Genomic DNA, 23,135 nt, shown 5'->3' with positions numbered 1-23,135 from the left:
GCGGCGTCGGCCCCGTTGTACCGTTGGCTCCGTTCGATCGTCAGGGACGCCCGGGCTCGACGACGCTCTCGTCGATGATATCGGCGCCCGACTGTTCGAACGCCGACCAGTGCGATTCGATCGCCTCGTTGCGTACCACGCCGTCGCGTTTGACGATTCGTCCGTCGACCAATACGGTGTCCACGGTGGATGTTCCCGCCTGGAACACCGCCGTTTCGACGGGGTCGTGAACGGGTGCGGTGGTGATGTCGTCGGTGCTCAACATGACGATATCGGCCCGCTTACCCGGCGTGATCGAGCCGATCCGATCTTCCATCCCGAGTGCGCGTGCGCCATCGATCGTCGCAAGTTCGAGCGCGCGTCGGGCGTCTATGGAGACCGATTCGATCTGTTCGTTTCGCTCGACGGCCGGCTGGTTGTCCAGCGCTCGCTGCGCCTGCAGGGCCATCCGCGTCTGCGTGAACATGTCGCCGCTGACGTTCGACGTGATGTCGACGCCGAGGGCCGGCGTCGCGTCCGCCGCTATGGCCTCGCCGAGAACCGGCATCCCCATTCCCATCTGCATCTCGACTTCCGGCGTGATCGAAATCGAGCCGCCGGAGTCGCCGATTAACTCGAACTCTTCTTGCTCGAACCGGTTCCCGTGGACGTAGTTGAGATCCGATCCCAGGAGATCGAGTTCCTCGAGATCGTAGACGCCGCCCGGACCGAGCGAGCCGATGTGCATCGAGATCGGGACGTCGAGTTCTCGGCCGAGGGCGATGTCGTCCTCGACGACCTCGTCGGTCGCGTAATCGGGACCGCGAATACCCATCGCCAACGTCAGCAATCCGTCGTTGGCCGGGAACCGTTCGTCGTGCAGTCGCTCGATATCGGACGGGTGCGGTTCCGTGCTCGCCTCCCACCACGTATCGCCGTCGTCCCCGGGTGGCCCGTGGGCGAACACCGACCGGATGCCGGCGTCCTCGAGCCCGTCGATCGCCCGATCGGTGTGGTCCGGGGAGTTCGCGATGTGGAACCAGTCCAGGACCGTCGTCGTCCCGGCGTGAAGTTGCTCGACCGCACCGAAGAGGTTCCCCAGATACGCGTCCTCGGGTTCGTACCGGCTGCTGACGTCACCGAGCATCGACTCGAGGTACTCGGAGAACGTCCAGTCACCGGTGGTACCGCGGACGCTCGCCTGCCAGGTGTGAAGGTGGGAGTTGACGAACCCGGGGAGGACGATGGCGTCGCTCGCATCGACGATTTCGGCGTCGGCCTCGTCGATGGTATCGGCGATGTCGACGATTTCTCCGTCCTCGATCAACACGTCCGCGTGCTCTTGAACGCCCACGTCGGGGTCCACGGGGACCAGCGTGCCGTCCTTGATGATCGTCAGGTGCGTACCGTCGGATGGAGACTCGGACGCGTCCGACGCCGAGTCGCCTCCGAATTCGAAACAGCCGGCAAGCGGCAGCGATAGCGCCGTCCCGGCTCCGAGTTTGAGATAGTTCCGTCGCGATACCGTCCGTCCATCAGCAGTCGTCGGTTCCTTCATCGTCGTGTCACAGTTGGTGATTACCCCGGCGGGAGAAGTGGCCTCGTTTGGAACGTTCCAAACGCGACATCGTCGTCGCCGTCACCTGGTTATCTCTTCATTTATTCACCAATCAGTCACATTGTGCTGGAGACTCGAACCGGGCGACCGATCCCGAAAACCGGGTTGACTCAGGAGGAAACCGACACTTCGCCTTCGGGACCGGCGTCTTCACCGGAGTTGGTGGACTCCGATGGATTCTCGACGAATCCCGAAAGGTAGCGCTTTGCGAGCCAAGCTTCTGCACGCGTAATCCGATACTGGAGCGTCGAGACTGGTATCCCTTCGTCGTTTGCGATTTCCTGTAAGGACACCTCTCGCGGCGACTCGTAGTAGCCGTACTCCACCGCCGTTTGCAGCGCCTCGCGCTGTTCGTGGGACAGATCGTCAGCGGTCGATCGCCGGTCGTCCCACTCGGGCGAGTGATCCACGCGCTCGAACCGCAACTCGAGTCCCGTCCTGAGGTGGGCGTCGATCGTCTCGTAGATCGGGCTCAACGACGCGTCGTTTTCGACGAGGACGCGCCACTTGTACGTATCGTGATACTGTTCTGCGCGGAACAGCGCCCCGTCGCCGAGAGACTCTCTCACCAGGTACGGGACCGATCGACAGCCGGGACCCTCTGATTGCTTTGAGTAGATAACACGGCGATTTGCCGTCTCGACGAGCACTTCGTGTGACCAGTCGATCTGACACCCGCCGGCGCCCTCGAGATTCGTACACCGGTTTAACCCCTCGAGAACGTCATCGTAGGCCAGAAGTGATTCTCTCGGTCCCGTCACTTCGTCCAGTCGCCACATCGTTCCGCCGGAGACGTTACACGAGATCGTTTTCGAGTACAGTCCCGGATTCTCGATGAAGACGTCCATCAGCTCGTCGGCACCCCTCTCGTACGTAATCGTGAATTCGAACGCCTGCATGGTTATCGTTTCGTCGAATAGCCCCTAAAGACAGGCTTGGAACATTCCAACCGAGTCCGTGCATTCGTCGCCCGTGGTGTTTCTGCGGTTCCAGCGGCCACGACCGAATCGTCACGCGACATCGAACACCTCGCGCGGGTTCTCGAGTACGACTTGCCGGATCGCGTCCTCGTCGATGCCGTACCGGTAGAGCTCGAAGATGGCCCGCTTCAGCGCGAACGGATCCGTCCGGAGCACGTTCGCACAGTCCGTGTCGATCATGATCCGCTCGGGACCGTACTCGTCGATCGCGTTCGCGACGTCCGCGGCGTCGACGCCGATCAGCCACGAGTGGCCGATGGTGTAACTCAGGTAGCAGTCCGTGTTCTCCATGAGATACTCGGTGTTGTTTCCGTCCGCGTGCGAGGCGACGACGCGCTCGTCGTCGATCCCGGCGTCATCCATCGCCTCGACGTCGAGTTTGACAGCCTCGAGCGCCGGATTGTCGCCTTCGAGGACCGGCTCAGCTCCAAGCCCCGTGTTCTTCTCGTAACCCGGAACGCCGATTTCCGAGCGGTAGGATCGACCCGAATCGCCGGATTGATTCGGCGTGTGCAAGAGCACAGGCAGGTCGTGTGCGTCCGCGAGCTCCATCTGCCCTTGAACCATGGCTCGCTGTTCGGCCACGTCCCAGGCCTCGACGTGCTGGGCGGGCGTCACACCCGTCTCGCCGACGGCGACGACCTCCTCGAGTTCGCAGTAGTCGGCCATCGCCTCGAGCAGTTCGTCCGGGTTCTCGATGCGGACCCCGGTGTGGATGCCCAACCCGAGGTTCGCCTCGAAGAAGTGATCGCGCTCGATGGCCGCGCGGCGGTTGATCGCGTCGTCCCAGAGATATCGGACGTCCTCGGCCCTGACCGGCTTGTAGGGCGTCCAGTGGTAGCCGGAGGCAACCATCACCATCGACTCGCACCCGGCGAGGGCGTAGCGTTCCCGGTCCTCCCACGAGAGCGTGTGCGCGTGGTTGTGGATGTCGATCCAGGGAAGGTTGAGCAGTTCCGTCGGGAGGTCGGGCCCATCCTCGAGGTGTGTCGCATCGGTCGGTCGTTTCGTCGGGTGTGTCGGTGTCATGGATCTGTGGCTGTCGTAGTGCGTCGGGCGCTGAAATTTGCTGAAGCGATGTCGTCCCGTCGTGGGCGGATCGAATCGTAGGCGGATCGAACTCCTGACGAGCAGTCGTTTGGCCGCCTTCGTTCGGCTGGTGGATGAACCCGTCTCGAGTACCATCTTCTGTCCGCCAGCACTTAGCGTTTTACGGCCTGGTAAAACTTTATTTGTGTGTCGATCCCACACACGTCGTATGTCACTGTTGATCGGCACAGACGACGGCCTGTACCGGGTCGACGAAATTCCGTTCGACCGATCCGAGGCGGAATGCGTTCTCGAGTGTGACGTGGTGACGGCCGTGAAATCGTGGGATCACGCCAACGGCGTCTTCGTCGCGTCCTCGAGCGGCGCGTACCGGTCGCGCGACGGCGGGGAGACCTGGGAGGACCTCGAGGTTCCGCTCGGAGACCGCTTCTGGCACGCCGGCGAGAGCGAGGTGTGGTCGATTCTGGCGACGGCCGACGGGGCGCTCTACGCGGGTACGAACGACCCGTACCTCTACCGCTCGGTCGACGACGGGGGGACGTGGACCGAACTGAAGGGGTTTCGCGATCTCCCCTCTCGAGGCCACTGGGAATCCCCGATCGATCCCCACTACGCGCGATTGCGGGCGCTCGAGACCGTCCCCGGCCGACCGGAACGGTTGATCGCTGGCGTCGAAGCCGGCGGCATCCACCTGAGCGACGACGGCGGCCAAACGTGGCGCGATCGACGGGATGCGATCGTCGACGACGTACACCAGGTCCTGCCGATTTCGGCGGACGTTTGGCTCGCGACGACGGGGTACCTGGATCACGAACTCGAGAATCTCGGACTCGGCCACGCGGTCGGCGAGGGCGGCCTCTACCGGACGACCGATGCGGGCGATTCATGGACGCGCCTCGACGACGGGAACGATTTCTCCTACATTAGGTGCGTGTTCGTCCACGACGGCACCGTCTTCTTCTGCGGCGGGGAGGAGGCCCCGCCGGCCTGGGTCGAGGACGATCACGAGGCCGCCTTATTCGAGTCGACGAACTTCGGACGCGATTTCGACCGGGTCCCCTACCCTGGCGAACCCCACGAAATCGTCGAGACGTGGGACGTGTACGAGGGAAACGTTATCTGTGGCTCGAGTCTCTTCGACGTGCCCGACCAGCGCGACGACGTCGAGGGCCGGATCATGCGACGGGACGACGACGGCGAGTATCACACGGTCGGCCGAGTCGACGCGAACGTCAGCCGGCTCGAGGTGGTCTGAGTGGCCGACACCTCCCAATCGAGCGATCCGCCGTCGGCCCTCGGTCGGGCGCTCTACGGCGGCGTCCTCGCGTACATGGCCGTCGACGGCTTCAAGAACAACGAGAAGCGCGTCGAGATCGCTCGAGAGAACGGAGTCCCCGTTCCGGACCTCCTCGTCCCGTTCGTCACCGGGATGCTCTTCGTCGCGAATCTGGGTATCTTGCTCTGGAAGTTCCCTCGAGCGTCCGCCGGGGCGCTTGTCGTCTTCTTTCTGTCAACGACGCCGGCGATTCACGACTTCTGGACCATGGAGGGCGAGGAGCGCCAGGCGAACAAGATCAACTTCTTGAAGAACGTCGCCCTGCTCGGCGGCGCGATACTCTTGCTCGAGGCGGCGGACCGAGACGCCTAGACCCGTTTGTCCTTTTTCGGGACAGGTGACCCGTGAACGACGTGGAAATCCCTGTTGTCAGCGTCAGTCATGTTCTCGAACCTAGCAGCGATCTTTCTCCACGAGTTCACTGCATTCGCACGTATACACCCTCCTCGAGACGACATTATTCCTGCCCCGAAACAGTAGTTATATGACACTACGGGACGTAACGGCAAATGGAAGCCACACACTCCGCGACATGGGGGCGTTCGTATTGAAATGCCCCGGGTGCTGAGACCACCCGAGACGTGGCTTCCAACCCGAGTATGGATCGGTTGCCATGATTGGATTACTTCTCCGCGGGCTTAAACATCCCGTCCGACAGACGAATCGAAGTCGACTACTGCTCGCTGGCGCATACGTGCTGCCAGTTACGGCTTACGCACTCGGAGGTGGACACAAACGATGACTCCGCCGACGACCGATCTGGTCGTGGACATCGTTCGAACCCTCGAGAAGCAGGGAGTTCCTCGAGACGCCTACCAGCTCGCAAGCGAGTTCGACCCCGAAGCGCTCGCCCGGCTGGTCGATTCCGGCGGCAGTGCGGTCGAGGTCCGCCTCGAAGTTCGGGGCGTGTCGCTCGTTGTGACGAATCTGGGCGTTCGAGTAACCGACGAGGAGCCGTCGGCACATCCCGAGTGTCCCCAGTGTGGACTCCCGGTCACCGCGGTCGTTCAACTCGTCCCGACCCAGCATAACGCGTATCCCTGTGGCTGCCGGGTTGAGGCGGATCTGCTCGAGTAAGACTCGAGTCGCAGACCATCGTCGTTATGCAGGCCGTCGGTACCAGTAGATAGTAGCAAAGTTTTGATATTTTGATTTGCCAGTGAAACCAACGGTATCTACAGGTAGTGCAGTTACCTGAACGACTATCATACTCTCTGGAACCTGCTAACCGTCTCCGATAGCTGATCCGTACAAACAGGTGGTGATGGGTTTGATCAAAGGGCGAAAATTTTTGGTACGTGTGAACATACCTATGATAGGAATGTTAAAGAAACTTTCATTCAGTAAGCTACGACGTATCAGCTTTCAATCTCAATCTGAAGTTGTATTAGTTGACATACGAATTTGCAACACACACTCGGTTCAGGATATTGACGGGTGCAGATCATGAGACACCCCTCAGAAAGGGAACTCGACAAATTGGCCGCTGACCTCGGTATCATCGTTGCTGATGACGACCTCGAGGATTATACGCAGATCGTAGCTAACAGACTGGATCCGCTGGAAAGGGTCGAAGAAACGGCGACTCCACAGTTTTCACCACGTAACTACGAAGATACAAATCGTAGCCCGGGCTATCAGCCTTCCGAACGGGAGGACCCACACAACGCGTGGATCACCAAATGCAGTATTGAGGGTACTACAGACGGCCCTCTCGAAGGATTATCGGTCGGGCTGAAAGACAGTATAAGCGTCGCTGGAATATCGCTCACGAACGGTTCCAGGGTGATGGAGGGTTATGCCCCGACGATCGATGCGACAGTTGCCACACGGTTGCTTGACGCTGGTGCCACCATTGCGGGTAAAAACAATATGTGGAGCTTCTCTATCGGTGCTCCCGACTACGGGTCGGTGAGAAATCCGACTGCTCCAGAGTACAGCATCGGCGGGTCGTCTTCGGGGACAGCAGCGGCGGTCGCTGCTGGCGAAGTTGACATTGGAATGGGCGGTGACCAGGGTGGCTCGATTCGGATTCCCGCTTCGTTCGGTGGACTTGTCGGATTGAAACCCACACACGGATTGATCCCCTATACCGGTATTTTCGGGGCGGACCCCTCGATCGATCACACGGGGCCAATAACTCGGACAGTTGAAGAGTCGGCTCTCGCGCTGGAGATTTTGGCAGGTCGAGACGGCCTCGATCCCCGCCAACCTCACGACCTCCAGACTCAGCAGTACACTGCTGCCCTTGGCGACAATATCTCCGATAAGACTGTGGCAGTACTTCAGGAGGGGTTCGAGCATGAAGAGACCGACCCAGCTGTCATCGAGACTGTTCAGGAGGCGATCGATGATCTCGAGGCAGTGGGCGCTGAGGTCACCGAAGTATCAATCCCCAACCATTTCGAAGCATCCGACTTAACGCTGGCAATTATCCGCTACGGATACGGTCAGATCTTGCAACAAAGCGGAGTCGCGAGTGGCTTCAGTGGATGGTACGACACGGGTGCAGCCGAATACCTCAGCCGCGCTCTTGATGCTCGTAGCGGTGATTTGCCGGTTCCAGCGAAAGTCGGATTGCTCGTTTCAGAGTTCGTTCGGCGCAACTACGGCGGCTCGATCTACGGGAAAGCGCAGAACCTTGCCATGAGTATGCGCGACGAGTACGACGAGGCACTGGCCGACGCCGACGCGCTTGTTATGCCAACTGTTCCGATCAAACCGCCCGAGTACGGCGGGGTAAGAGGACTCGAAACGATGATTGAACAAGAATCTGGTTCGAGCATCGGTCACAATACCTCACCGTTCAATTCTACGCACCATCCCGCTATCACAGTTCCCTGTGGGGAAATTGACGGTGCGCCGGTCGGTATGATGTTTGTTGGAGAGCGATTTGGTGAGGCCACGCTGTTCCAACTGGCCTCTGCCTACGAACAGTATAACGGATAGTCATCACTCAGAAAGGCGGCGATTACCTCAAATATAACTGACTCAACTTCGACGAGTGATCGAAGCGAATCCTGCTCCTTTCGCAGACGTACCTGCCGAATCGGCCGACTCAGTTTCAGGCCGTTTCCGAACAAAGAGTCCTAATACCAAGCACTGGTACCCGAACGCCGTGCGTCTGGCAGTCGCCATCTGACGACCCTCGAGAGGGCGACACTTTCGCTCTTTCTCGAACGACCGGCGTCTTTTCGTGGCTACTCCTCGAGATGCGGAAGCTCCGCGGCCAGGTACTCGACGAATTTCTCGGGGTGTTCGGCGTGGGGGAGCAGCGTCGAGTAGTCGATGACGACCAGATCCAGGTCGGCCGCTTCCGCGAGGTCTCTGCCGTCGCGCAGGGGGACTAACTCGGCGTCGCGGCCCCAGATGAGCGTCGTCGGCGTCTCGAGGGCGGCGAGTTCGGTCTGGAGGTCGAACTCGGAATCGGGATCGAGCGTGCCCGACGCGAACGACGCCGGAGCGTAGCGCGCGCCCGGTTGATGGGCGCTCTCCCAGGCGTAGGCGACCTGTTCCTCGTCGATATTGGCCGAATCGTAGTAGCCGTCGCGGTCGTAGAAGTAGCGGATCGACGGCTTGCTCGAGAGGAAGTTGAACAGCGTCGTGCCGACGACCGGCGTTCGAAGGAGCGTTCGGAGCCACGGCCGTTCGTCCCCGGTTTCGGCGGTCGGGCAGATGAGTACGAGCCGCTTGATATCCGCGTCTTCGGCGGCATCAGCGGCAAACGCGCCGGTGAGCGACGAGGCAACGACGATCGGCGAATCCGTAACGTCGTTCGCGAAATCGCGAACGAACTCGCCGTAGAGCCGCGGGGAGTACACCAGCGGCGGCCGATCCGAGCGACCGAATCCGGGGAGGTCGACGGCGATGACGTGATAGTCCTCGGCGAGGCGTTCGAAGATCGGCTCGAACTCGTTGCTACTGGCGGCCGCGTGAACGCCGTGACAGAGGAGCATATCCGGCGCATTTGGATCGCCGGCGACAGTGTAAGAGATATCCATCCCGCGCCACCGATAGGTTCGCTCGACGCCGGGCAAGGGGTTCTCGAGGTCACCCGCCCGCTTTGCGAGCACGCGATTTCCGAGGACGGCTGCACCAGCGGTTCCCAGGGCTCCGGCGACTACCGTTCGAAGCTTCATGCCCCGTGATTCGTCGTCGACGACCTTCAACTTGCGGCCGGTCTACAGAACCTGTGTCCGATCGGCCGTAGGCGCGATCGGCGACAAAAAGCCGCTCCAGTCGTTCAGGACTGCGAACTCGTCTCCGAAACCTCCGCGGTCTCGAGTCCCTCGAGACACTCCTCGACCGGCTCGAGGTGTTCGTCGGCGATCGTGTACGGATCGGTGTCGCCGGTTCGGACCGCATCGGCTAACTCCTCGACGCCGCCGGCGTGTTGAAGTCGCTCGGCGAGGAGCGCATTGACATCTTCCCGGAGCAGCGTCCGTATCTCCTCGGCGTAGCGCTGACGTGCGTTTTCGGCCTGCTCGCCGGATTCCTCGAGGAACGTTTGGTGGGTCGCGAACTCCGAGAGGAGGTCGTCGATCCCCTCGCCTTTCGTGGCGACGGTTTCGACGATCGGCGGTCGCCAATCCGCGTTGCCGTCCGATCCGTCCGCGTTTGCGGACTCGTCGGTATCCGCGACAGCGCCGATCACGGTGTCGTCCGTTTCGGTGCCGTCGACGCCGTGATGTCCGCCGCTTCCGCCGCCGAACCCACCGCCTTCGCCGAGGTCGATCATCTCCATCAGCTCCTTGACGGTCCGATCGGCTCCCGGGCGGTCGGCTTTGTTGACGACGAACACGTCCGCGATCTCGAGGATGCCAGCCTTGAGCGTCTGGATCGAGTCGCCCGAGCCAGGCGGGACGAGCACGCCGACGGTATCGGCCGTGCGGACGATATCGATCTCGTTCTGCCCCGCGCCGACCGTCTCGATGATGATCTTGTCCTTGCCGAATGCGTCCATGGCCCTGACGGCGTCCGCGGTCGCCGTCGAGAGCCCGCCCAGTGTGCCTCGTGCGCTCATCGAACGCACGAAGACGTCCATATCGCCGACCGTCGACGCCATCCGAATGCGATCGCCAAGCACCGCACCGCCGGTGAACGGCGAGGAGGGGTCGATCGCGATGACGCCGACCGTCTCCCCGCGCTCGCGGTACGTTTCGGCGAGTTTGTCGACCAGTGTCGATTTGCCGGCACCGGGGCTTCCAGTAATGCCGATGACATCCGCCTCACCCGTGTGCGCGTAGAGTTTCGAGACGAGATCGCGGTAGCCCGGCGACCGATCCTCGATCTTTGAGATCGTCCGGGCGAGCGCGCGATGTTTTCCCGCGAGTAGGTCCTCGAGAAGCTGGTCGTCCGCCGCGCTCATCGTTGCGGGGCGTTTTCGCGGACGAAGTCGACCGTCTCTTCGATGGAGGTTCCGGGACCGAAGATGGCAGCGACGCCCTCGTCCTCGAGTGCCGGTCGATCTTCGTCGGGAATCACGCCGCCGACGAGGACCAGCGTGTCGTCTTTCGCGTCGTACTCCTCGAGTCCGTCCATGATTTTCGGGACGAGCGTGTTGTGGGCACCCGAGAGGATAGAGATGCCGAGGACGTCGACGTCTTCCTGCACTGCGGCCTGGACGACCTCGTCAGGCGCTTTGTGCAGTCCGGAGTAAATGACTTCGAACCCGGCGTCGCGGAACGCTCGGGCGATGACGTGTGCCCCGCGATCGTGTCCGTCGAGACCGACTTTCGAGACGAGACACCGAATCGACTCCGCTTCCTGTTCGCTGCTCATGACCGTACGTTTCCGGGCCGTCTGTTTGACTTTAACGGTCGTTCCTTAGGGTGTGTTAGTATCAATCGTGTTGATGATGTTCGTGCCAGCAAACCACGCCAGGGTCGTTGTTACCCGTCTGAAACGACCGTGCGAAAGCAAAACCCGCCCGAACCAAAGGCTAAAGAGCGAAACGACCGTATATTCCGCTAATGACTATCATTCGTTTACTGCGGAGGGATCTCTCGTGGGCGTCGAAATAAAAGAAAACAGGGTATCCGACGCCGAGTTCGAGGCGATGAAAAGTTTTGTCTTCGAGTATCTGGCGGCCAGCGTCGAGAAAGAAGACGAAGGCGGTCGAATGCGCTGGTACCCGTGGCACTCGGCCGAGTATCGACACAACCACATCCTCAACGTGGTCGCACTCGCCGAAGAGATCGCCGAGGAAGAAGGCGCGGACGTCGACGTCACGCGCGTCGCCGGATTGTTCCACGATGTCTCCAAGCTCGAGACCGATCAGGAGCTCCACGCCGAAGCCGGCGCACGCGTCGCTCGCGAATATCTCGAGTCCCGCGGGGAGTACCCCGAATCGTTCATCTCGCAGGTCTGTCGAGCCGTCGAATACCACTCCTATCAGGGGGATCTGGACGATCTCGCACTCGAGACGCAGTGTCTCATCGAAGCCGACTTGCTCGATAAAGTCGGCGCGAACGGAATCGCGCTGATGCTCCTTCGCATGGGCTACGAAGCCCGAACGCACATGGACTCCGAAGAAATGGTCGACCGGGTCCTCGAACGCGGTCTCGAGGCCGCCGACCGAGTCGAAAGCGACGCGGCCGAGAGTATCGCCCACCAGCGGCTCAAACGCGTCCGCTGGTTCAGCGACTGGCTCGAGGACGAAATCGCGGCGATCGGTGGATAGGGGACTCGAGAAGGAATCTTCTCTCGATCCGGTTCCGAACTCAGTATCGAGAGCGCGGTCTCTCCGGAGTCGCTCTCGACGCCTGAGGCGTTTGGGCTCCCGCTCGCACGGTAGCTAGCATCTGCGATACCGATTGCCGAATCGCGTCGTGTTCTCCGACTACCCGTTTCTACCGTGCGAGAAACTCGACTGACGGAGGACTTTCGACACGGTTCTATTTCTGACGGCGTGCGTTGGGCGAGCGGATTCCCAACGAATAGGAATCCGCCTCGCGCTCTTATCCCCTGCATCGAATGTGCTAGACGAACACAATCCCGTCGCTTCGAAAACTGCCATCGTTGCAGCGGACTCCCATCGTTCACCCATGGACAACACACGTATCAAAACCCCTCCTTGTGTCAAGACACAGGAATCCACCGATCGGACGAAAGCGCCCGACTCGAGATCCCAGTGTCCGGAATGTGAGGGGACTCTCCGTCGAGACGCCGGGCAGGGGGAGACGACGTGTCGCGACTGCGGCCTCGTCGTTCGCGAGGAAACGATCGATCGCGGTCCGGAGTGGCGGGCTTTCAGCGCCGAAGAGCGCGAATCCCGTAGCCGAGTCGGCGCGCCCTCGAGCGAACTCAGACACGACAACGGACTCAGCACGCGGATCGATTGGCGGAACAAAGACGGCTACGGAAAACAACTCTCGGCGAGAAAGCGAAAGCTGTTCAAGCGACTCCGAACCTGGGACGAGCGATTTGTCACGAAAAACGCTCGAGAGCGAAACCTCAAACAGGCGTTCGGCGAGATCGATCGGATGGCCTCGGCGCTCGGCTTACCGAAATCGTGCCGAGAAACGGCGGGCGTCATCTATCGGCGAGCCGCCGAACGCGAACTGTTGCCAGGTCGATCCATTGAGGGGATGGCGACGGCGAGTCTCTACGCCGGGGCGCGACAGCACGGAACGCCGCGAACGCTCGTCGAGTTCGAGACGGTGAGCCGCGTCGAAAAGCTCCGGATTCAGCGGGCCTATCGGTACCTGTCCCAGGAGCTGGACCTCCAGCTCGAGCCGGCAGATCCGCTCCAGTACGTGCCCCAGTTTTCCTCCGCGCTCGAGATCAGCGACGAGGCCGAAGGGCTCTCGCGGGAGTTGCTGGAGACGGCGAAAGCCGACGCGCTTCACAGCGGTCGAAGTCCGGCGAGCATGGCCGCCGCGGCGTTGTACGCCGCCGGACGGTTGTCAAACGAGGGCGTAACCCAGGAAGCCGTGAGCGACGTCGCTCACGTGAGTTGTGTGACGATCCGAAAACGATACACGGAGATTCTCGATGTCTACGCAGAATACCAAGACGGCCAATGAGAAGCAGAGTAGGAACCAGCGAATGAATACCAAACAGCGAATACTCCGCCAGCTTTCCGACCAAGAACCGCTCGACGTCGTCGAACTCGCGTCCGACCTCGAGGACCACCCGATGACGGTCGAAGTCGCGTGCGAACGGCTCCACAAGCAGGGACACGTTCGACTGGTCGGTTCCGGTCGGTATCGTCTCGTCGACCGCGACGCGAGCGCTCCCGAAAACGACCCTTCGTCTGACGAATAGGAACCATAGCGGTGACATTATGGGGGATTACCTCCGAATTTACGTATGCGAGTTGCAATTCTCGGCTGTGGCCACGTCGGCTGTGAACTTGGCCGCCAGCTTACCGAGCGCGGCCACGAGGCGGTCGGCGTCCGACGCTCGAGCGAGGGCATCGAGACGATCGAATCCCACGGATTCGAGGGCGTCCAGGCGGATATTACCGACGAACGTGATCTCGAGGCCGTTCCGCCCGTCGACGCCGTCGTCTTCGCCGCGAGCAGCGGCGGACGCGGTGCGACGGCGGCGCGGCGAGTGTACGTCGAGGGACTCCGCACGGCGATCGAGGTTTTCGGGTCGCGGGACGACCCGCCGGATCAGCTGGTCTACACCTCCTCGACGGGCGTTCACGGCGACCACGACGGCGAGTGGGTCGACGAGGAGACGCCCATCGAACCGACTACCGAGAAAACGGAGGTGCTCGCCGAGGCCGAACGCATCGCACTCGAGTTACCGCCGGAGTACGGGTTCGATGGAACCGTCGCCAGATACGCGGGTCTCTACGGACCGGATCGATACCGACTCGAGCGCTATCTCGAGGGGCCGGTCACGGCGGGCTACCTGAACATGGTTCACCGCGACGACGCGGCGGGAGCCGTTCGGTTCGTCCTCGAGGAGGACCTCGCGCGCGGCGAAGTCGTTCAAATTGTCGACGACGAACCGGCCGAAAAGTGGGCGTTCGCGGATTGGCTCGCGAACGCTGCGGGCGTCGAGGAGCCGCAGAAGCAGACGAAAGCCGAGCGACTCGAGAACGAGGAGCTGTCGGCGGCCGCGGAACGGCGGATTCTGACCAGCAAGCGGTGCTCGAACGAGAAACTGCGGTCGCTCGGGTACGAATTCGCATACCCGACCTTCCGCGAGGGATATCGAGCCGCTATCGACGACTATACAGCGGAGTCCGCCTCGAGCGAGTAACTCCTCTCTCCTGGCAAATATTGACAGGGTAGAACCCATCAAGCAGGGGAAAATTCTTGGTTGCTCGATTTAACAGTGGGATATGAGCTATCGGGGAGGCCATTTGCTGGGGGACGCGTCCGGCGGTGACGGCGCGTTGGTGGTCGACGGCGCGGTGGATTTCGCGGAGTCGACGGACCCGCTCGTCCTTTCGCTAGTCGTTCTCGGAGCCGTCGGCATCTTGCTCGGTGGCTGGTGGCTCGTCCGATGGTTTCGACGACCCCCCGGCTCGCGTCTCAAGCGAGTGCTGTCCTCACACGACGAAGTGGCGGTGTTGATGCACCCGAACCCCGATCCCGACGCGATGGCGTGTGCAATGGGCGTCGCCGAAATCGCGGATTCGGTCGACACGGAAACGACGCTTCAGTATCCCGGCGAAATACGTCATCAGGAAAATCGCGCGTTCAGAACCGTTCTGGATCTCGACCTCGAGACGGTCGAATCGAGCTCCGACCTCGCGGCCGAGACCGTAGTGCTGGTCGATCACAACACACCGCGCGGGTTTACGGGGGCCCAAACGGTCGAACCGGTCGTCGTCGTCGATCACCATCCGGGAAACGGAGCGGGAACCGCTTTCACCGACGTCCGGACCGACTACGGGGCGGCGTCGACGATCGTGGTCGAGTATCTCGAGGATATGGACGGGACGATGGTGGAAGACGAGTCCGACGACGGTGGCGGCTTCGAGATTTCTCCTGAACTCGCGACGGGGCTTTTGTACGGGATCCAGTCTGATACGAATAACTTGACAAAGGGCTGCTCGAGAGCGGAGTTCGACGCGTGTGCGTTTCTCTTTTCGGGGATCGACGAGGATAGTCTCGACCGGATCGCCAATCCGCAGGTCAGCGACGACGTCTTACAGATCAAAGCGAAAGCGATCACGGAAAAACGCGTCGAGGGATCGTTCGCCACCTGCAACGTCGGAGAGATCGACAACGTCGACGCGATTCCACAGGCCGCGGACGAACTCATGCACCTCGAGGGAGTGACGGCCGTGGTCGTCTACGGAGAGAACGACGGAACATTGCACCTCTCAGGGCGCTCGCGCGACGACCGAGTCCACATGGGAGAGACGCTTCGGCACGTCGTCAGCGACATCCCCATGGCCAACGCGGGCGGTCACGCCAGAATGGGCGGCGGACAGCTTTCCCTCGAGCACATGCGCGGCATCGGCCCCTCGGACGGAATTAGCCGCGTCGAGTTCGAAGACCGGTTATTTTCGGCGATGTCCGGGGACCGGTCGTAACGCAAACCGAAGCGGACCAACGCAGGCGGCGGATGCTGGACCGCGAGGGGGACGCGCTGGCGTTCAGCCGACGACCTTGACGAGAAATCGAGACTCGAACGGATCGGATCGAAACGCGATCGGTCGAAGTGAAACGAGAAGAGAGAGTACTGGTTGACGGACGTCCCGTGAGATTAGCGGATTTCCTTCCACTTCGTATCACACTCTGGACAGATTCGAATCGTCGTGATCGTATCCGGATCGTTTTCTGTCTTCAGGGGTTTGTCACAGTCAGCACAGACCACTCGCTCGTAGGTGTCCTTATCGAGCTCTCCCTTGCGAAGTGCCTTCCGGATTGATTGCATGTTCAACTCCTACGAAGGTCGGGGAGAAAAAGACACGGGCTGTTTTAATCAGGATAATTGTCACCTGATGAGTTTCGATTCGAAAGGATCACTTGCGAGTGACCGACAGCTATCACATGAACAATCCAGTGACCCAGCGCTTTCGCGGTCGGACGGCAGTCTTCGGGTCGCTGTGCGGACTCGTCTTTCTGGTAAACCTTGGCCGAATGATCTACGCGCCGCTCCTCGAGCCGTTTCGGACGACGTTTGGCGCGAGCGCGGGCGCGGTCGGCCTCCTCGCGACGCTGGTCTGGATCGGAAGCGCAGCGCCGCGGTTTCCGACCGGATACGTCCTGACGAAAGTTCCTCGGCGGTGGGTGGTGCTCGCGACGGGGCTGATTCTCGCCGGCGGTTCAGTGTTCGCCGCGTTCGCGCCCTCGCTTTCAGTTCTGTACGTCGGTGCGTTACTGATGGGCATCGCGAGCGGCGTGTACTACGTTTCGGCGATGCCGCTCGTAAGCGAACTCTTTCCCGACCGACCGGGCCGCGCAATCGGAATAAACGGCATGGCGAGCCAGCTCGCAGCCGTCGCCGCACCGCCGCTCGTGGCCGCCGTCTACGCGATCGCGTACCTTCCGATCGCCGCCTGGCGGGTGATCTTCCTGTTGATGGCTGTCGGCGCGGTGATCTCGGCGTTTGCGTTCTATCTAACCGCGCGCCGAGTCGACCTTCCCGGCGCCGGACGCAAAGACCTGAACCTTACCGAGGCGCTGTTCGCACAGTGGCGTATCATTCTCACGGGAATCGCGATCGTCGGTCTCGCCGGACTCGTCTGGAACGGCGTCTTCAACATGTACGTCGTCTACCTCGTTGAATCGAAAGGATTCTCCGAAGGAATCTCACAGATTCTGCTCACCGTCGTCTTCGCGACCGGCGTCCCGGCGTTCTGGCTCACCGGCATTATCGCCGATCGAATCTCGTTCGTACCGCTCATGCTCGCCGTCCTGATCGGCTTCGTCATCTGTCTCGTCGGCCTGATCCTCGCGGAAGGTCTCCTCGCCGTCTTCCTGATCTCGGCGGTGATCGGCTACGTGATGCACAGCCTCTTCCCGGCGACCGATACCTACATCCTGGCGTCCTTACCGGACTCCCACCGCGGGAGCGGATACGCCGTCTTCAGCGGCACGATGATGCCGATTCAGGCCGTCGGAAGCGTTCTCGTCGGCGGCCTCGTCGACATCGGGTTCAGCTTCGACGAGGTCTTCGCCGGACTCGCGGGCGGGCTCGTCGTGTTGATCGCCGTGCTGGTCGGCCTCTGGTTCGCAAACCTGCTTCCCGACGGCGGCTCGCGTTGAACGAACGCCCGATTCACAACGAAACACCCAACAGGAGTTCCATAACCGGACTCCTCGTCCGCCACATGTCCGTGTGACCTCACCCAGCGCGGCTCGCCGGAGTCGTGGCCGTTTTGGTTCTCCGCTCGAAGTGTCCACCGATGGAATACGTCCAGGAGCGAATTGCCACGCTCCACGAGTTCGGGTCGACGCCTCGAGTCGAGGACGTCGAGGCCGCACTCGAGGAAACGGCCGTGGTCGTCCCGATGACCGATCGGGAACACGAGAGTCCCGCGGCCGAGCGCGTTCTGGCCGAACTCGAGGTCGTCGATCCGGCCCGCGTCTTCGTTCCCGTCCGCGCCTCGCCCGACCGGATCGAGCCGTTTCGCACCTGGCTCGAGTCGTTCGACCTCTCGCTGACGGTCCTCTGGTGTAACGCGCCCGAGGTCGAGGAGTTGCTGGCAACTGTCGGGCTCGACAACGGCTTCGGGAAAGGACGCGACGTCTGGCTCGCACTCGGTCTCGCGGCGGAGAGACACGAGTACGTCGTCGTCCACGACGCGGACGCCCGGAGCTACGAGGGTGACCACGTCGCCCGCCTGGTAGCGCCGCTTTCGAACGGGTTCGAGTTCTCGAAGGGATATTACGCTCGCGTCGAAGACGGACGGCTCTACGGCCGGCTGTTCCGGCTCTTTTACGAACCGCTCGTGCGCACACTCGAGGCGCGCCACGACGAGCCGATCGTTGCGTATCTCAGCTCGTTTCGATACGCACTCGCGGGGGAGTTCGCGGCGTCGTCGGAACTGATCCGTCGACTTCGCGCACCGCGCGCCTGGGGGCTCGAGGTCGGAACGCTGGGTGACGCCTTCGAGTACGCCGGCTTCGAGGGGACCGTGCAGGTCGATCTCGGTCGACACGAGCACGACCACCGATCCGTCGCCGGCGAAACCGGACTCGAGGGGATGAGCCAAGAGGTCGCCGCGGAACTGTTGCGCGTCTTCGAGGAACGCGGGGTCCATCCCCACTACCAGACGCTTCGCGATCGATACCTCGAGAATGGAGAGCAGTTGATTGCCCAGTACAAGGCCGACGCGCAGTTCAACGACCTCTCCTACGATACCGCGGCTGAACGCGACCAATTGGAGCGTTACGCGACGGCGATCGAGCCGCCGGGACCGGATCGTCGACTCCCGCGGTGGGTCGACGCCTCGATCGACCCGGGAGCGGTGCTCGAAGCGTCCCAGCCGTGGATCACGCGGCGGCTCGAGTCGGGAACCCAGGGCTGAGGGGAGACGGAGCCGAGGACGACCGTCGCGCGCGACCGCAGAACGGTTCACCGCACGAGGCCGACCGAACGGATTCGCTCGAAAACCCTATCAGACGACCCGCCGTTAGCGTGGGTATGGACGCGACGGCTGACGAACTCGCTGGCGTCGTCGATCTCTTCGGCGGCCTCTCCCGCGACGAACTCGAGCGGGCGCTCTCGGAGGCCGCGTTTCGCGCGGACGGGCGTTCGATCGACGAAGGGGCACTCGAGGAGGCGATCGGCGACGGTCTCGAGTCGTTTACGTTGCTCGAGTGTACCGCAGAGAGTACGATGACCGAGCGCCGAGAACTCGACGCCGATGCCCAACTCTACGTTTCCGGGCCCGCGGCGTTTCCCACGGTTCCGGAGTACGCGGAAGACGTTCCCCACATTCTCGACATCGACCGACGACGGTTCGACCGGGACGCGCTGGGAGAGACCGCTCGAGACCGGTTTTCCGATGCGATCGACGAGAGCCTGAACGGAGAACCGAGCGACGAGCGACTCCGGTACTTGCTCGAAGTGAGCTACGACATCGAAGCGTGGGCACCGATCGAACTCGCGGACGAACGCCGACGCCTCGAGGAGGGACTCGACTGAGCGCATGGCTCGATTCCACCTCGAAGCCGTCGCCGACTACGAGCCGGCCCCCATCGACGATCAAGCGTACGACGCCGCGGTCCTTGCTCCGGTCATCGACCGCGACGGCGAGGACCACCTCCTGTTTACGAAGCGGGCGGACCACCTCGGCGAGCACCCCGGCCAGATGAGTTTCCCCGGCGGTGGGGCTGAGCCCCAGGACGAAACGATTCTCGAGACCGGTCTCAGGGAAGCGCGCGAAGAGATCAGGCTCGAGGAACACGAATCCGAACTCGTCGGCCAACTCGACGACATTCGAACGATCACGGAGTACGCCGTCACGCCGTTCGTCGTCCGCGTTCCGGACCGCGAATACGACGCGGACGAACACGAGGTCGCCGAAATCGCCATCCTGCCGCTATCCGGACTCCTCGACCCGGAGAACTACGAGTGCGAGCGCCGAAGTCATCCGACGTACGGCGAGGCCGTGGTTCACTACTTCCACGTCGACGGCTACACCGTCTGGGGGGCAACGGGGAACATTCTGGTCCAACTCCTCGAGTTGGCGACCGATTTCGAGCCGTCCGATCGGGTCGAAAATTCAGCGTTCTGAACACCGTCAACCCCCGCCACCGGCGTGAAAACGCCACCCTTTTGCGGGCGCATCCCACACCCTGGGATAATCGCGCAGGCGAATCGTCGCTATCGAGTCGTCGAACGCCGAACCGTCCTCATCGCGCGAAGTGATCGCTAATGTTGACTGCCACGAACACCCTAACCCGCGCCGGATTGGATGCGGTCGCGCTCAAACCAGCCGAGTGCGACGTTTCGAGTGCCGGATCGATCCCCGTCGAGACGATCGTCATCGACTACGAAGGGCGGTCGCACCTCCCGGATACCGAAACTCTCGATTCTCTCTGCGAGACGTCGAACGTATTTATGACGACGCCGGTCCGAGCCGACGGATTCGATCCGCTCGGCGACGAGACGCTCCTCGAGAAGCTTCCCGAAGACGTCGGGCGTGTCCTCGTCGCGGGCCACTCGGCGTATCTCACGGACGAAGAGCGAACTCGGGCCGTCTCACCCCGGCTCGGAGCCGCCCTCGAGACCGATCCGAACGCCTGGGTCGGCACCGAAGGCGTCGAGCGGATCGCGATGGCGACCGGCGCGACGCAGTTCGAACTCCTCTCGAGGGGGACCGAACGAGAGCTTCGATCCCTGCGAAATGCGGGATTCGACGGCGAGATTTCGGTCTACGCGCCGACGGTGTTTACCGACGACGAGGACGAGGTTCTCGACGCGGTCGGCCCGTACGTCGCCCGCCGTCGACCGGTTTCGAAGGCGCTTCCGGAAGAGGCACCGACGGACGCGAGCGCACGGGACCGGTCACGAGAGATTCTCCTCGAGGCGGCCGAAGACTACGCGCTCGTCGGTCCGGACGCCACCGTCCGGGAGCAAACCGAAGCCCTGCGGGAGGCGGGGGCGACGACCGTCGTCGGCTATCCCGCAACCGGGCTCGAGGCGTTCCTCGAATAGGGAATTTTCTAGCGGACGGCAGTTCTCGGAAGAACCGATCCTCGAAGGGACGACCTCGATCCGATTTTGACGGCCGTCCCGTGATAATAAGGACCTCCGACGCCGAGTGGTCGGTATGACTCGACTCCCCCTCCGGTTTTCGACGGACTCCTCGAGCACCGCGTTCTCGAGGAGCTCGTTCTCGAGGAACAACGGTGATCGACAGTGACGGCCGGTGATCGACCGTGATCGATGGTGATCTGCTATGAGCGAGTCGCCCCCCGACGCGGAGCTCGCGGTCGGTGCCGACGCGTTCCGCGAGGGCGGCGCCGGCCTCGAAATCGCGGTGGTCGGTGCCGGCGCCGTCGGCGCGACGGCGGCGTACGATCTGGCCCGCCAGGGTGCGGACGTGACGCTGTACGACAGCGGCGACGCCGCGAGCGGCGCGAGCGGTCGAGCGGCGGGCCTCTGTTACGACGCGTTCGCCGACTCGCTCGACGCGGGAATCGCGAGCGACTCGATCGAGCGGTTTCGCGCGTTCGCCGGCGACGATACCTTCCCGTTCGTCGAGTGTCCGTACGTCTGGCTCGCTCGAGACGACGATGACGAGCGCGCGGAGGCGATCCGCGGACAGGTCGATCGAATGCAACGCAACGGCGTCGTCGCCCTCGAAATGGACGGCGACGAACTCGGCGAGCGCTTTCCCGCCCTTCGGAGCGACGACGTGGCGGTCGCCGCCGTCGCGGGCGCGGCGGGGTACACCGATCCAGCCCAGTACACGACCTGTCTCGCCGCCGCCGCGACCGGCGCGGGCGCGACCCTCGAGGCGAACACGCCGGTCGGCGTAAAGACGAACCCGCCTCGAATCGTGACTCGCGACGGATCGGGACCGCCTCGGAGCGAGCGCGAAGTCGACGCCGTCGTCGTCACCGCGGGCGCACGCAGCAAACAACTGCTCGCCGAGGCGGGCGTCCCGATCGCGATGAAACCGTACCGCGTGCAAGCGCTCGTCGCGGATGCGGAGCTCGAGGAACCGATGTGTTACGACGCGACCGACGGCTTCTATCTACGGCCTCACGCGGATGGAATCCTCGTGGGTAACGGTACCGAACCGACGGAGGCGGATCCCGACGAGTACGACCGAACGGCCTCACCGGAGTTCGTCGAGGGCCTCCGCGAACGGGTCGACGGCAGACTCGAGGGGATCGACTTCGAGATCGACCGATCCTGGGCCGGCCTCTGTACCGCGACGCCGGATCGCGACCCGCTCGTGGGCGAACTGCGGGAGGGGCTGTTCGTCGCGACCGGGTTCCAGGGCCACGGCTTTATGCGGGCACCGGCGATCGGTGAACGACTCGCATCGATGGTACTCGGCGAAGACGGACTCGAGCGATTCGATCCGACCCGGTTCGACGGAGACGAGTCGTTCGAAATCGTGGAAGGAATGACCGTCGATTCGCAGAATGGATGAACGTTGGTTCGTAGCGACAACCGATTGAGAAGGTGTTTCGGGCACTCATACGGTTTACTGTAAGTCATTTCCGGTGCAACCGCCGGACTGGACGTGGTTGCAACGGTTGATTCGCTTCGCTCCCCCACCGAGACTCGTCTCACACGGTTCGACTCACCACCGGTAAATTGGTACAGTAATCCGTATCAGTCGTCGATAGCGATCTCGTCGGCCTCGGGCTCGCCGTCTTCGATACCGTCGTCAACTGGAACGTCTTCGGCCGCGCTGTTGGAATCACTGACCGTGACGTCTTCTGAGTACTCGTCCGCTTCTCCAACGGTCCCGTCTTTCGGGATTTCGATGTTGAGCGTGCCGACTTCCGTCAGTCTCGCCGTCCCCGCGTCCGGTTCGACGATCGCATCGTCGGGAAGTTCAGCCTCGCCCTCGAGCGACATCGAGCGGCCGGGAAACCGCATTCGAAATCCGTCGTGAAACTGCCGAAACCGACCGACCTGAACGTTGACGGTTCCGTCGAGGTACCGTACCTGTAGCTCTTCAGCTTCGGCACCCGGCGCGTCGAAGACGACGAGATACGACGTTTCGTTCTCGAGAATATCGGCCGGTAACGAACGCTTTCGTTGCGTGTAACTATTGACGCGGCCGATCTGTCGATACAACACGTTGCTGACCGAGCCGCCGATATCTTTTAGTGCCACAGCTGACCACCTGAAACGGAGACCACACGCAGGGACTGGCTGGCGTACATACCCACGAGAGACCTTAGGAGACGCACGTTGATATTGGTTTTGCTGAATGGAAAATAACGTCTGACGAAACCGCGCCGCCGTCGGGGTGTTAGAGATTGCAATCGCCAGCGGCTACGTGTTCAAGGTTTCGCGAGGAGAAACGATTGAAAGCGAAATCGGTCGCTGGCGACAGTTACAGTTCGACGACCTCGAGACAGTCGGTGCCCGTACAGACCGGACACGAAAGCGCCGAAACGTCGTGATCCTCCGGAACATCGTAGGTGTAGTGGTTCTCGAACAGGTCGAGGAAACAATCGTCGTCGGTACACTTGATTTCTTCAGTCGGTGGCATACGCCACAGTAGTGCAAGAACGATAATGAACGGTTGGGTCCCGGAGTCACTCGAGTGGCCAGG

General features: G+C 62.0%; 24 protein-coding genes. 15 read left to right on the top strand and 9 right to left on the bottom strand.

Going from position 1 to position 23,135, the window contains the following annotated elements; translation table 11 throughout:
* Nucleotides 1-40: 40 nt before the first annotated feature.
* The 3 genes from ACZ5C7_RS11935 to ACZ5C7_RS11925 form a co-directional block, all read right to left on the bottom strand.
* Nucleotides 41-1,537, bottom strand: coding sequence for an amidohydrolase family protein (locus ACZ5C7_RS11935; RefSeq protein ID WP_464376527.1), 1,497 nt, complete (start codon nt 1,535-1,537; stop codon nt 41-43).
* A gap of 170 nt (nt 1,538-1,707) precedes the next feature.
* Nucleotides 1,708-2,496, bottom strand: coding sequence for a helix-turn-helix domain-containing protein (locus ACZ5C7_RS11930; RefSeq protein WP_464376526.1), 789 nt, complete (start codon nt 2,494-2,496; stop codon nt 1,708-1,710).
* 111 nt (nt 2,497-2,607) lie between these two features.
* Nucleotides 2,608-3,606 (bottom strand): TatD family hydrolase, encoded by a 999-nt coding sequence (locus ACZ5C7_RS11925; protein WP_464376525.1) that lies wholly within the window; start codon nt 3,604-3,606, stop codon nt 2,608-2,610.
* A gap of 229 nt (nt 3,607-3,835) precedes the next feature.
* On the opposite strand from ACZ5C7_RS11925, the gene ACZ5C7_RS11920 reads away from it, so the two are divergent.
* The 4 genes from ACZ5C7_RS11920 to ACZ5C7_RS11905 all read left to right on the top strand — a co-directional run bounded on the left by ACZ5C7_RS11920 (nt 3,836) and on the right by ACZ5C7_RS11905 (nt 7,912).
* Nucleotides 3,836-4,882, top strand: a complete 1,047-nt coding sequence (locus ACZ5C7_RS11920; RefSeq protein WP_464376524.1) for a WD40/YVTN/BNR-like repeat-containing protein — start codon at nt 3,836-3,838, stop codon at nt 4,880-4,882.
* Complete coding sequence (locus tag ACZ5C7_RS11915) at nt 4,883-5,275, top strand: DoxX family protein (protein WP_464376523.1); 393 nt, start codon at nt 4,883-4,885, stop codon at nt 5,273-5,275. It begins immediately after the preceding gene.
* Nucleotides 5,276-5,701: 426 nt separating this feature from the next.
* A complete protein-coding gene (locus tag ACZ5C7_RS11910; protein ID WP_464376522.1) occupies nt 5,702-6,040 on the top strand; it encodes a hypothetical protein in 339 nt (112 codons plus the stop codon).
* A gap of 369 nt (nt 6,041-6,409) precedes the next feature.
* The gene (locus ACZ5C7_RS11905; protein ID WP_464376521.1) at nt 6,410-7,912 is read left to right on the top strand and encodes an amidase family protein; all 1,503 of its coding nucleotides are present in this window, start codon (nt 6,410-6,412) and stop codon (nt 7,910-7,912) included.
* A 251-nt stretch (nt 7,913-8,163) separates the two neighbouring features.
* Here the strand turns inward: ACZ5C7_RS11905 and ACZ5C7_RS11900 are convergent, their stop codons facing one another.
* The 3 genes from ACZ5C7_RS11900 to ACZ5C7_RS11890 form a co-directional block, all read right to left on the bottom strand.
* Entirely contained in the window at nt 8,164-9,102 is a 939-nt protein-coding gene (locus ACZ5C7_RS11900; protein ID WP_464376520.1) for an alpha/beta fold hydrolase, read from the bottom strand.
* A 104-nt stretch (nt 9,103-9,206) separates the two neighbouring features.
* Nucleotides 9,207-10,331, bottom strand: coding sequence for a methylmalonyl Co-A mutase-associated GTPase MeaB (gene meaB, locus ACZ5C7_RS11895; protein ID WP_464376519.1), 1,125 nt, complete (start codon nt 10,329-10,331; stop codon nt 9,207-9,209).
* Nucleotides 10,328-10,744, bottom strand: a complete 417-nt coding sequence (locus ACZ5C7_RS11890; RefSeq protein ID WP_464376518.1) for a cobalamin B12-binding domain-containing protein — start codon at nt 10,742-10,744, stop codon at nt 10,328-10,330. Before ACZ5C7_RS11890 ends, meaB begins: the two co-directional genes overlap by 4 nt.
* Nucleotides 10,745-10,970: 226 nt before the next feature.
* Between ACZ5C7_RS11890 and ACZ5C7_RS11885 the strand changes: the two genes are divergently transcribed.
* From ACZ5C7_RS11885 to ACZ5C7_RS11865, 5 genes are all read left to right on the top strand, one after another.
* Nucleotides 10,971-11,645, top strand: coding sequence for an HD domain-containing protein (locus tag ACZ5C7_RS11885; RefSeq protein WP_464376517.1), 675 nt, complete (start codon nt 10,971-10,973; stop codon nt 11,643-11,645).
* A 364-nt stretch (nt 11,646-12,009) separates the two neighbouring features.
* Entirely contained in the window at nt 12,010-12,990 is a 981-nt protein-coding gene (locus tag ACZ5C7_RS11880; RefSeq protein ID WP_464376516.1) for a transcription initiation factor IIB, read from the top strand.
* A 22-nt stretch (nt 12,991-13,012) separates the two neighbouring features.
* Nucleotides 13,013-13,231 (top strand): Lrp/AsnC family transcriptional regulator, encoded by a 219-nt coding sequence (locus ACZ5C7_RS11875; RefSeq protein ID WP_464376515.1) that lies wholly within the window; start codon nt 13,013-13,015, stop codon nt 13,229-13,231.
* Nucleotides 13,232-13,276: 45 nt separating this feature from the next.
* Complete coding sequence (locus tag ACZ5C7_RS11870) at nt 13,277-14,182, top strand: SDR family oxidoreductase (protein ID WP_464376514.1); 906 nt, start codon at nt 13,277-13,279, stop codon at nt 14,180-14,182.
* Nucleotides 14,183-14,264: 82 nt separating this feature from the next.
* Nucleotides 14,265-15,467 carry a DHH family phosphoesterase gene (locus tag ACZ5C7_RS11865; protein ID WP_464376513.1) on the top strand — a complete coding sequence of 401 codons (1,203 nt, stop codon included), beginning with the start codon at nt 14,265-14,267 and terminating at the stop codon, nt 15,465-15,467.
* Between the two features lie 173 nt (nt 15,468-15,640).
* Here the strand turns inward: ACZ5C7_RS11865 and ACZ5C7_RS11860 are convergent, their stop codons facing one another.
* Nucleotides 15,641-15,811, bottom strand: coding sequence for an HVO_0758 family zinc finger protein (locus ACZ5C7_RS11860; RefSeq protein ID WP_464376512.1), 171 nt, complete (start codon nt 15,809-15,811; stop codon nt 15,641-15,643).
* Nucleotides 15,812-15,927: 116 nt separating this feature from the next.
* On the opposite strand from ACZ5C7_RS11860, the gene ACZ5C7_RS11855 reads away from it, so the two are divergent.
* From ACZ5C7_RS11855 to ACZ5C7_RS11830, 6 genes are all read left to right on the top strand, one after another.
* Nucleotides 15,928-17,145, top strand: coding sequence for an MFS transporter (locus tag ACZ5C7_RS11855; RefSeq protein WP_464376511.1), 1,218 nt, complete (start codon nt 15,928-15,930; stop codon nt 17,143-17,145).
* A gap of 140 nt (nt 17,146-17,285) precedes the next feature.
* The gene (locus tag ACZ5C7_RS11850) at nt 17,286-18,410 is read left to right on the top strand and encodes a glycosyltransferase family protein (protein ID WP_464376510.1); all 1,125 of its coding nucleotides are present in this window, start codon (nt 17,286-17,288) and stop codon (nt 18,408-18,410) included.
* A gap of 116 nt (nt 18,411-18,526) precedes the next feature.
* Nucleotides 18,527-19,030 (top strand): DUF7109 family protein, encoded by a 504-nt coding sequence (locus tag ACZ5C7_RS11845; protein ID WP_464376509.1) that lies wholly within the window; start codon nt 18,527-18,529, stop codon nt 19,028-19,030.
* 4 nt (nt 19,031-19,034) lie between these two features.
* Nucleotides 19,035-19,622: an NUDIX hydrolase gene (locus ACZ5C7_RS11840; protein WP_464376508.1), complete on the top strand. Its 588-nt coding sequence runs from the start codon at nt 19,035-19,037 to the stop codon at nt 19,620-19,622.
* 143 nt (nt 19,623-19,765) lie between these two features.
* Nucleotides 19,766-20,545: a DUF7388 family protein gene (locus ACZ5C7_RS11835; RefSeq protein WP_464378441.1), complete on the top strand. Its 780-nt coding sequence runs from the start codon at nt 19,766-19,768 to the stop codon at nt 20,543-20,545.
* Nucleotides 20,546-20,789: 244 nt separating this feature from the next.
* On the top strand, nt 20,790-21,995 hold the full coding sequence (locus tag ACZ5C7_RS11830; RefSeq protein WP_464376507.1) for an NAD(P)/FAD-dependent oxidoreductase: 1,206 nt from the start codon (nt 20,790-20,792) through the stop codon (nt 21,993-21,995).
* Nucleotides 21,996-22,180: 185 nt separating this feature from the next.
* Here ACZ5C7_RS11830 and ACZ5C7_RS11825 read toward each other — a convergent pair whose 3' ends face one another.
* Nucleotides 22,181-22,690 carry an Hsp20 family protein gene (locus ACZ5C7_RS11825; RefSeq protein ID WP_464376506.1) on the bottom strand — a complete coding sequence of 170 codons (510 nt, stop codon included), beginning with the start codon at nt 22,688-22,690 and terminating at the stop codon, nt 22,181-22,183.
* A 223-nt stretch (nt 22,691-22,913) separates the two neighbouring features.
* A complete protein-coding gene (locus ACZ5C7_RS11820; protein WP_464376505.1) occupies nt 22,914-23,072 on the bottom strand; it encodes a DUF7559 family protein in 159 nt (52 codons plus the stop codon).
* Nucleotides 23,073-23,135 lie beyond the last annotated feature (63 nt).

The organism is Halostagnicola alkaliphila, from assembly GCF_055379965.1.
The sequence above is the reverse complement of the archived record's forward strand: the minus strand, read 5'-3'. Positions and strand labels throughout refer to the sequence as shown.

Coding starts and splice junctions, on each gene's coding strand:
- ACZ5C7_RS11935 (WP_464376527.1), bottom strand. CDS start 1,537: ATGAAGGAACCGACGACTGCTGATGGACGGACGGTATCGCGACGGAAC.
- ACZ5C7_RS11930 (WP_464376526.1), bottom strand. CDS start 2,496: ATGCAGGCGTTCGAATTCACGATTACGTACGAGAGGGGTGCCGACGAG.
- ACZ5C7_RS11925 (WP_464376525.1), bottom strand. CDS start 3,606: ATGACACCGACACACCCGACGAAACGACCGACCGATGCGACACACCTC.
- ACZ5C7_RS11920 (WP_464376524.1), top strand. CDS start 3,836: ATGTCACTGTTGATCGGCACAGACGACGGCCTGTACCGGGTCGACGAA.
- ACZ5C7_RS11910 (WP_464376522.1), top strand. CDS start 5,702: ATGACTCCGCCGACGACCGATCTGGTCGTGGACATCGTTCGAACCCTC.
- ACZ5C7_RS11905 (WP_464376521.1), top strand. CDS start 6,410: ATGAGACACCCCTCAGAAAGGGAACTCGACAAATTGGCCGCTGACCTC.
- ACZ5C7_RS11900 (WP_464376520.1), bottom strand. CDS start 9,102: ATGAAGCTTCGAACGGTAGTCGCCGGAGCCCTGGGAACCGCTGGTGCA.
- meaB (WP_464376519.1), bottom strand. CDS start 10,331: ATGAGCGCGGCGGACGACCAGCTTCTCGAGGACCTACTCGCGGGAAAA.
- ACZ5C7_RS11890 (WP_464376518.1), bottom strand. CDS start 10,744: ATGAGCAGCGAACAGGAAGCGGAGTCGATTCGGTGTCTCGTCTCGAAA.
- ACZ5C7_RS11880 (WP_464376516.1), top strand. CDS start 12,010: ATGGACAACACACGTATCAAAACCCCTCCTTGTGTCAAGACACAGGAA.
- ACZ5C7_RS11875 (WP_464376515.1), top strand. CDS start 13,013: ATGAATACCAAACAGCGAATACTCCGCCAGCTTTCCGACCAAGAACCG.
- ACZ5C7_RS11870 (WP_464376514.1), top strand. CDS start 13,277: ATGCGAGTTGCAATTCTCGGCTGTGGCCACGTCGGCTGTGAACTTGGC.
- ACZ5C7_RS11865 (WP_464376513.1), top strand. CDS start 14,265: ATGAGCTATCGGGGAGGCCATTTGCTGGGGGACGCGTCCGGCGGTGAC.
- ACZ5C7_RS11860 (WP_464376512.1), bottom strand. CDS start 15,811: ATGCAATCAATCCGGAAGGCACTTCGCAAGGGAGAGCTCGATAAGGAC.
- ACZ5C7_RS11855 (WP_464376511.1), top strand. CDS start 15,928: ATGAACAATCCAGTGACCCAGCGCTTTCGCGGTCGGACGGCAGTCTTC.
- ACZ5C7_RS11850 (WP_464376510.1), top strand. CDS start 17,286: ATGGAATACGTCCAGGAGCGAATTGCCACGCTCCACGAGTTCGGGTCG.
- ACZ5C7_RS11845 (WP_464376509.1), top strand. CDS start 18,527: ATGGACGCGACGGCTGACGAACTCGCTGGCGTCGTCGATCTCTTCGGC.
- ACZ5C7_RS11840 (WP_464376508.1), top strand. CDS start 19,035: ATGGCTCGATTCCACCTCGAAGCCGTCGCCGACTACGAGCCGGCCCCC.
- ACZ5C7_RS11830 (WP_464376507.1), top strand. CDS start 20,790: ATGAGCGAGTCGCCCCCCGACGCGGAGCTCGCGGTCGGTGCCGACGCG.
- ACZ5C7_RS11820 (WP_464376505.1), bottom strand. CDS start 23,072: ATGCCACCGACTGAAGAAATCAAGTGTACCGACGACGATTGTTTCCTC.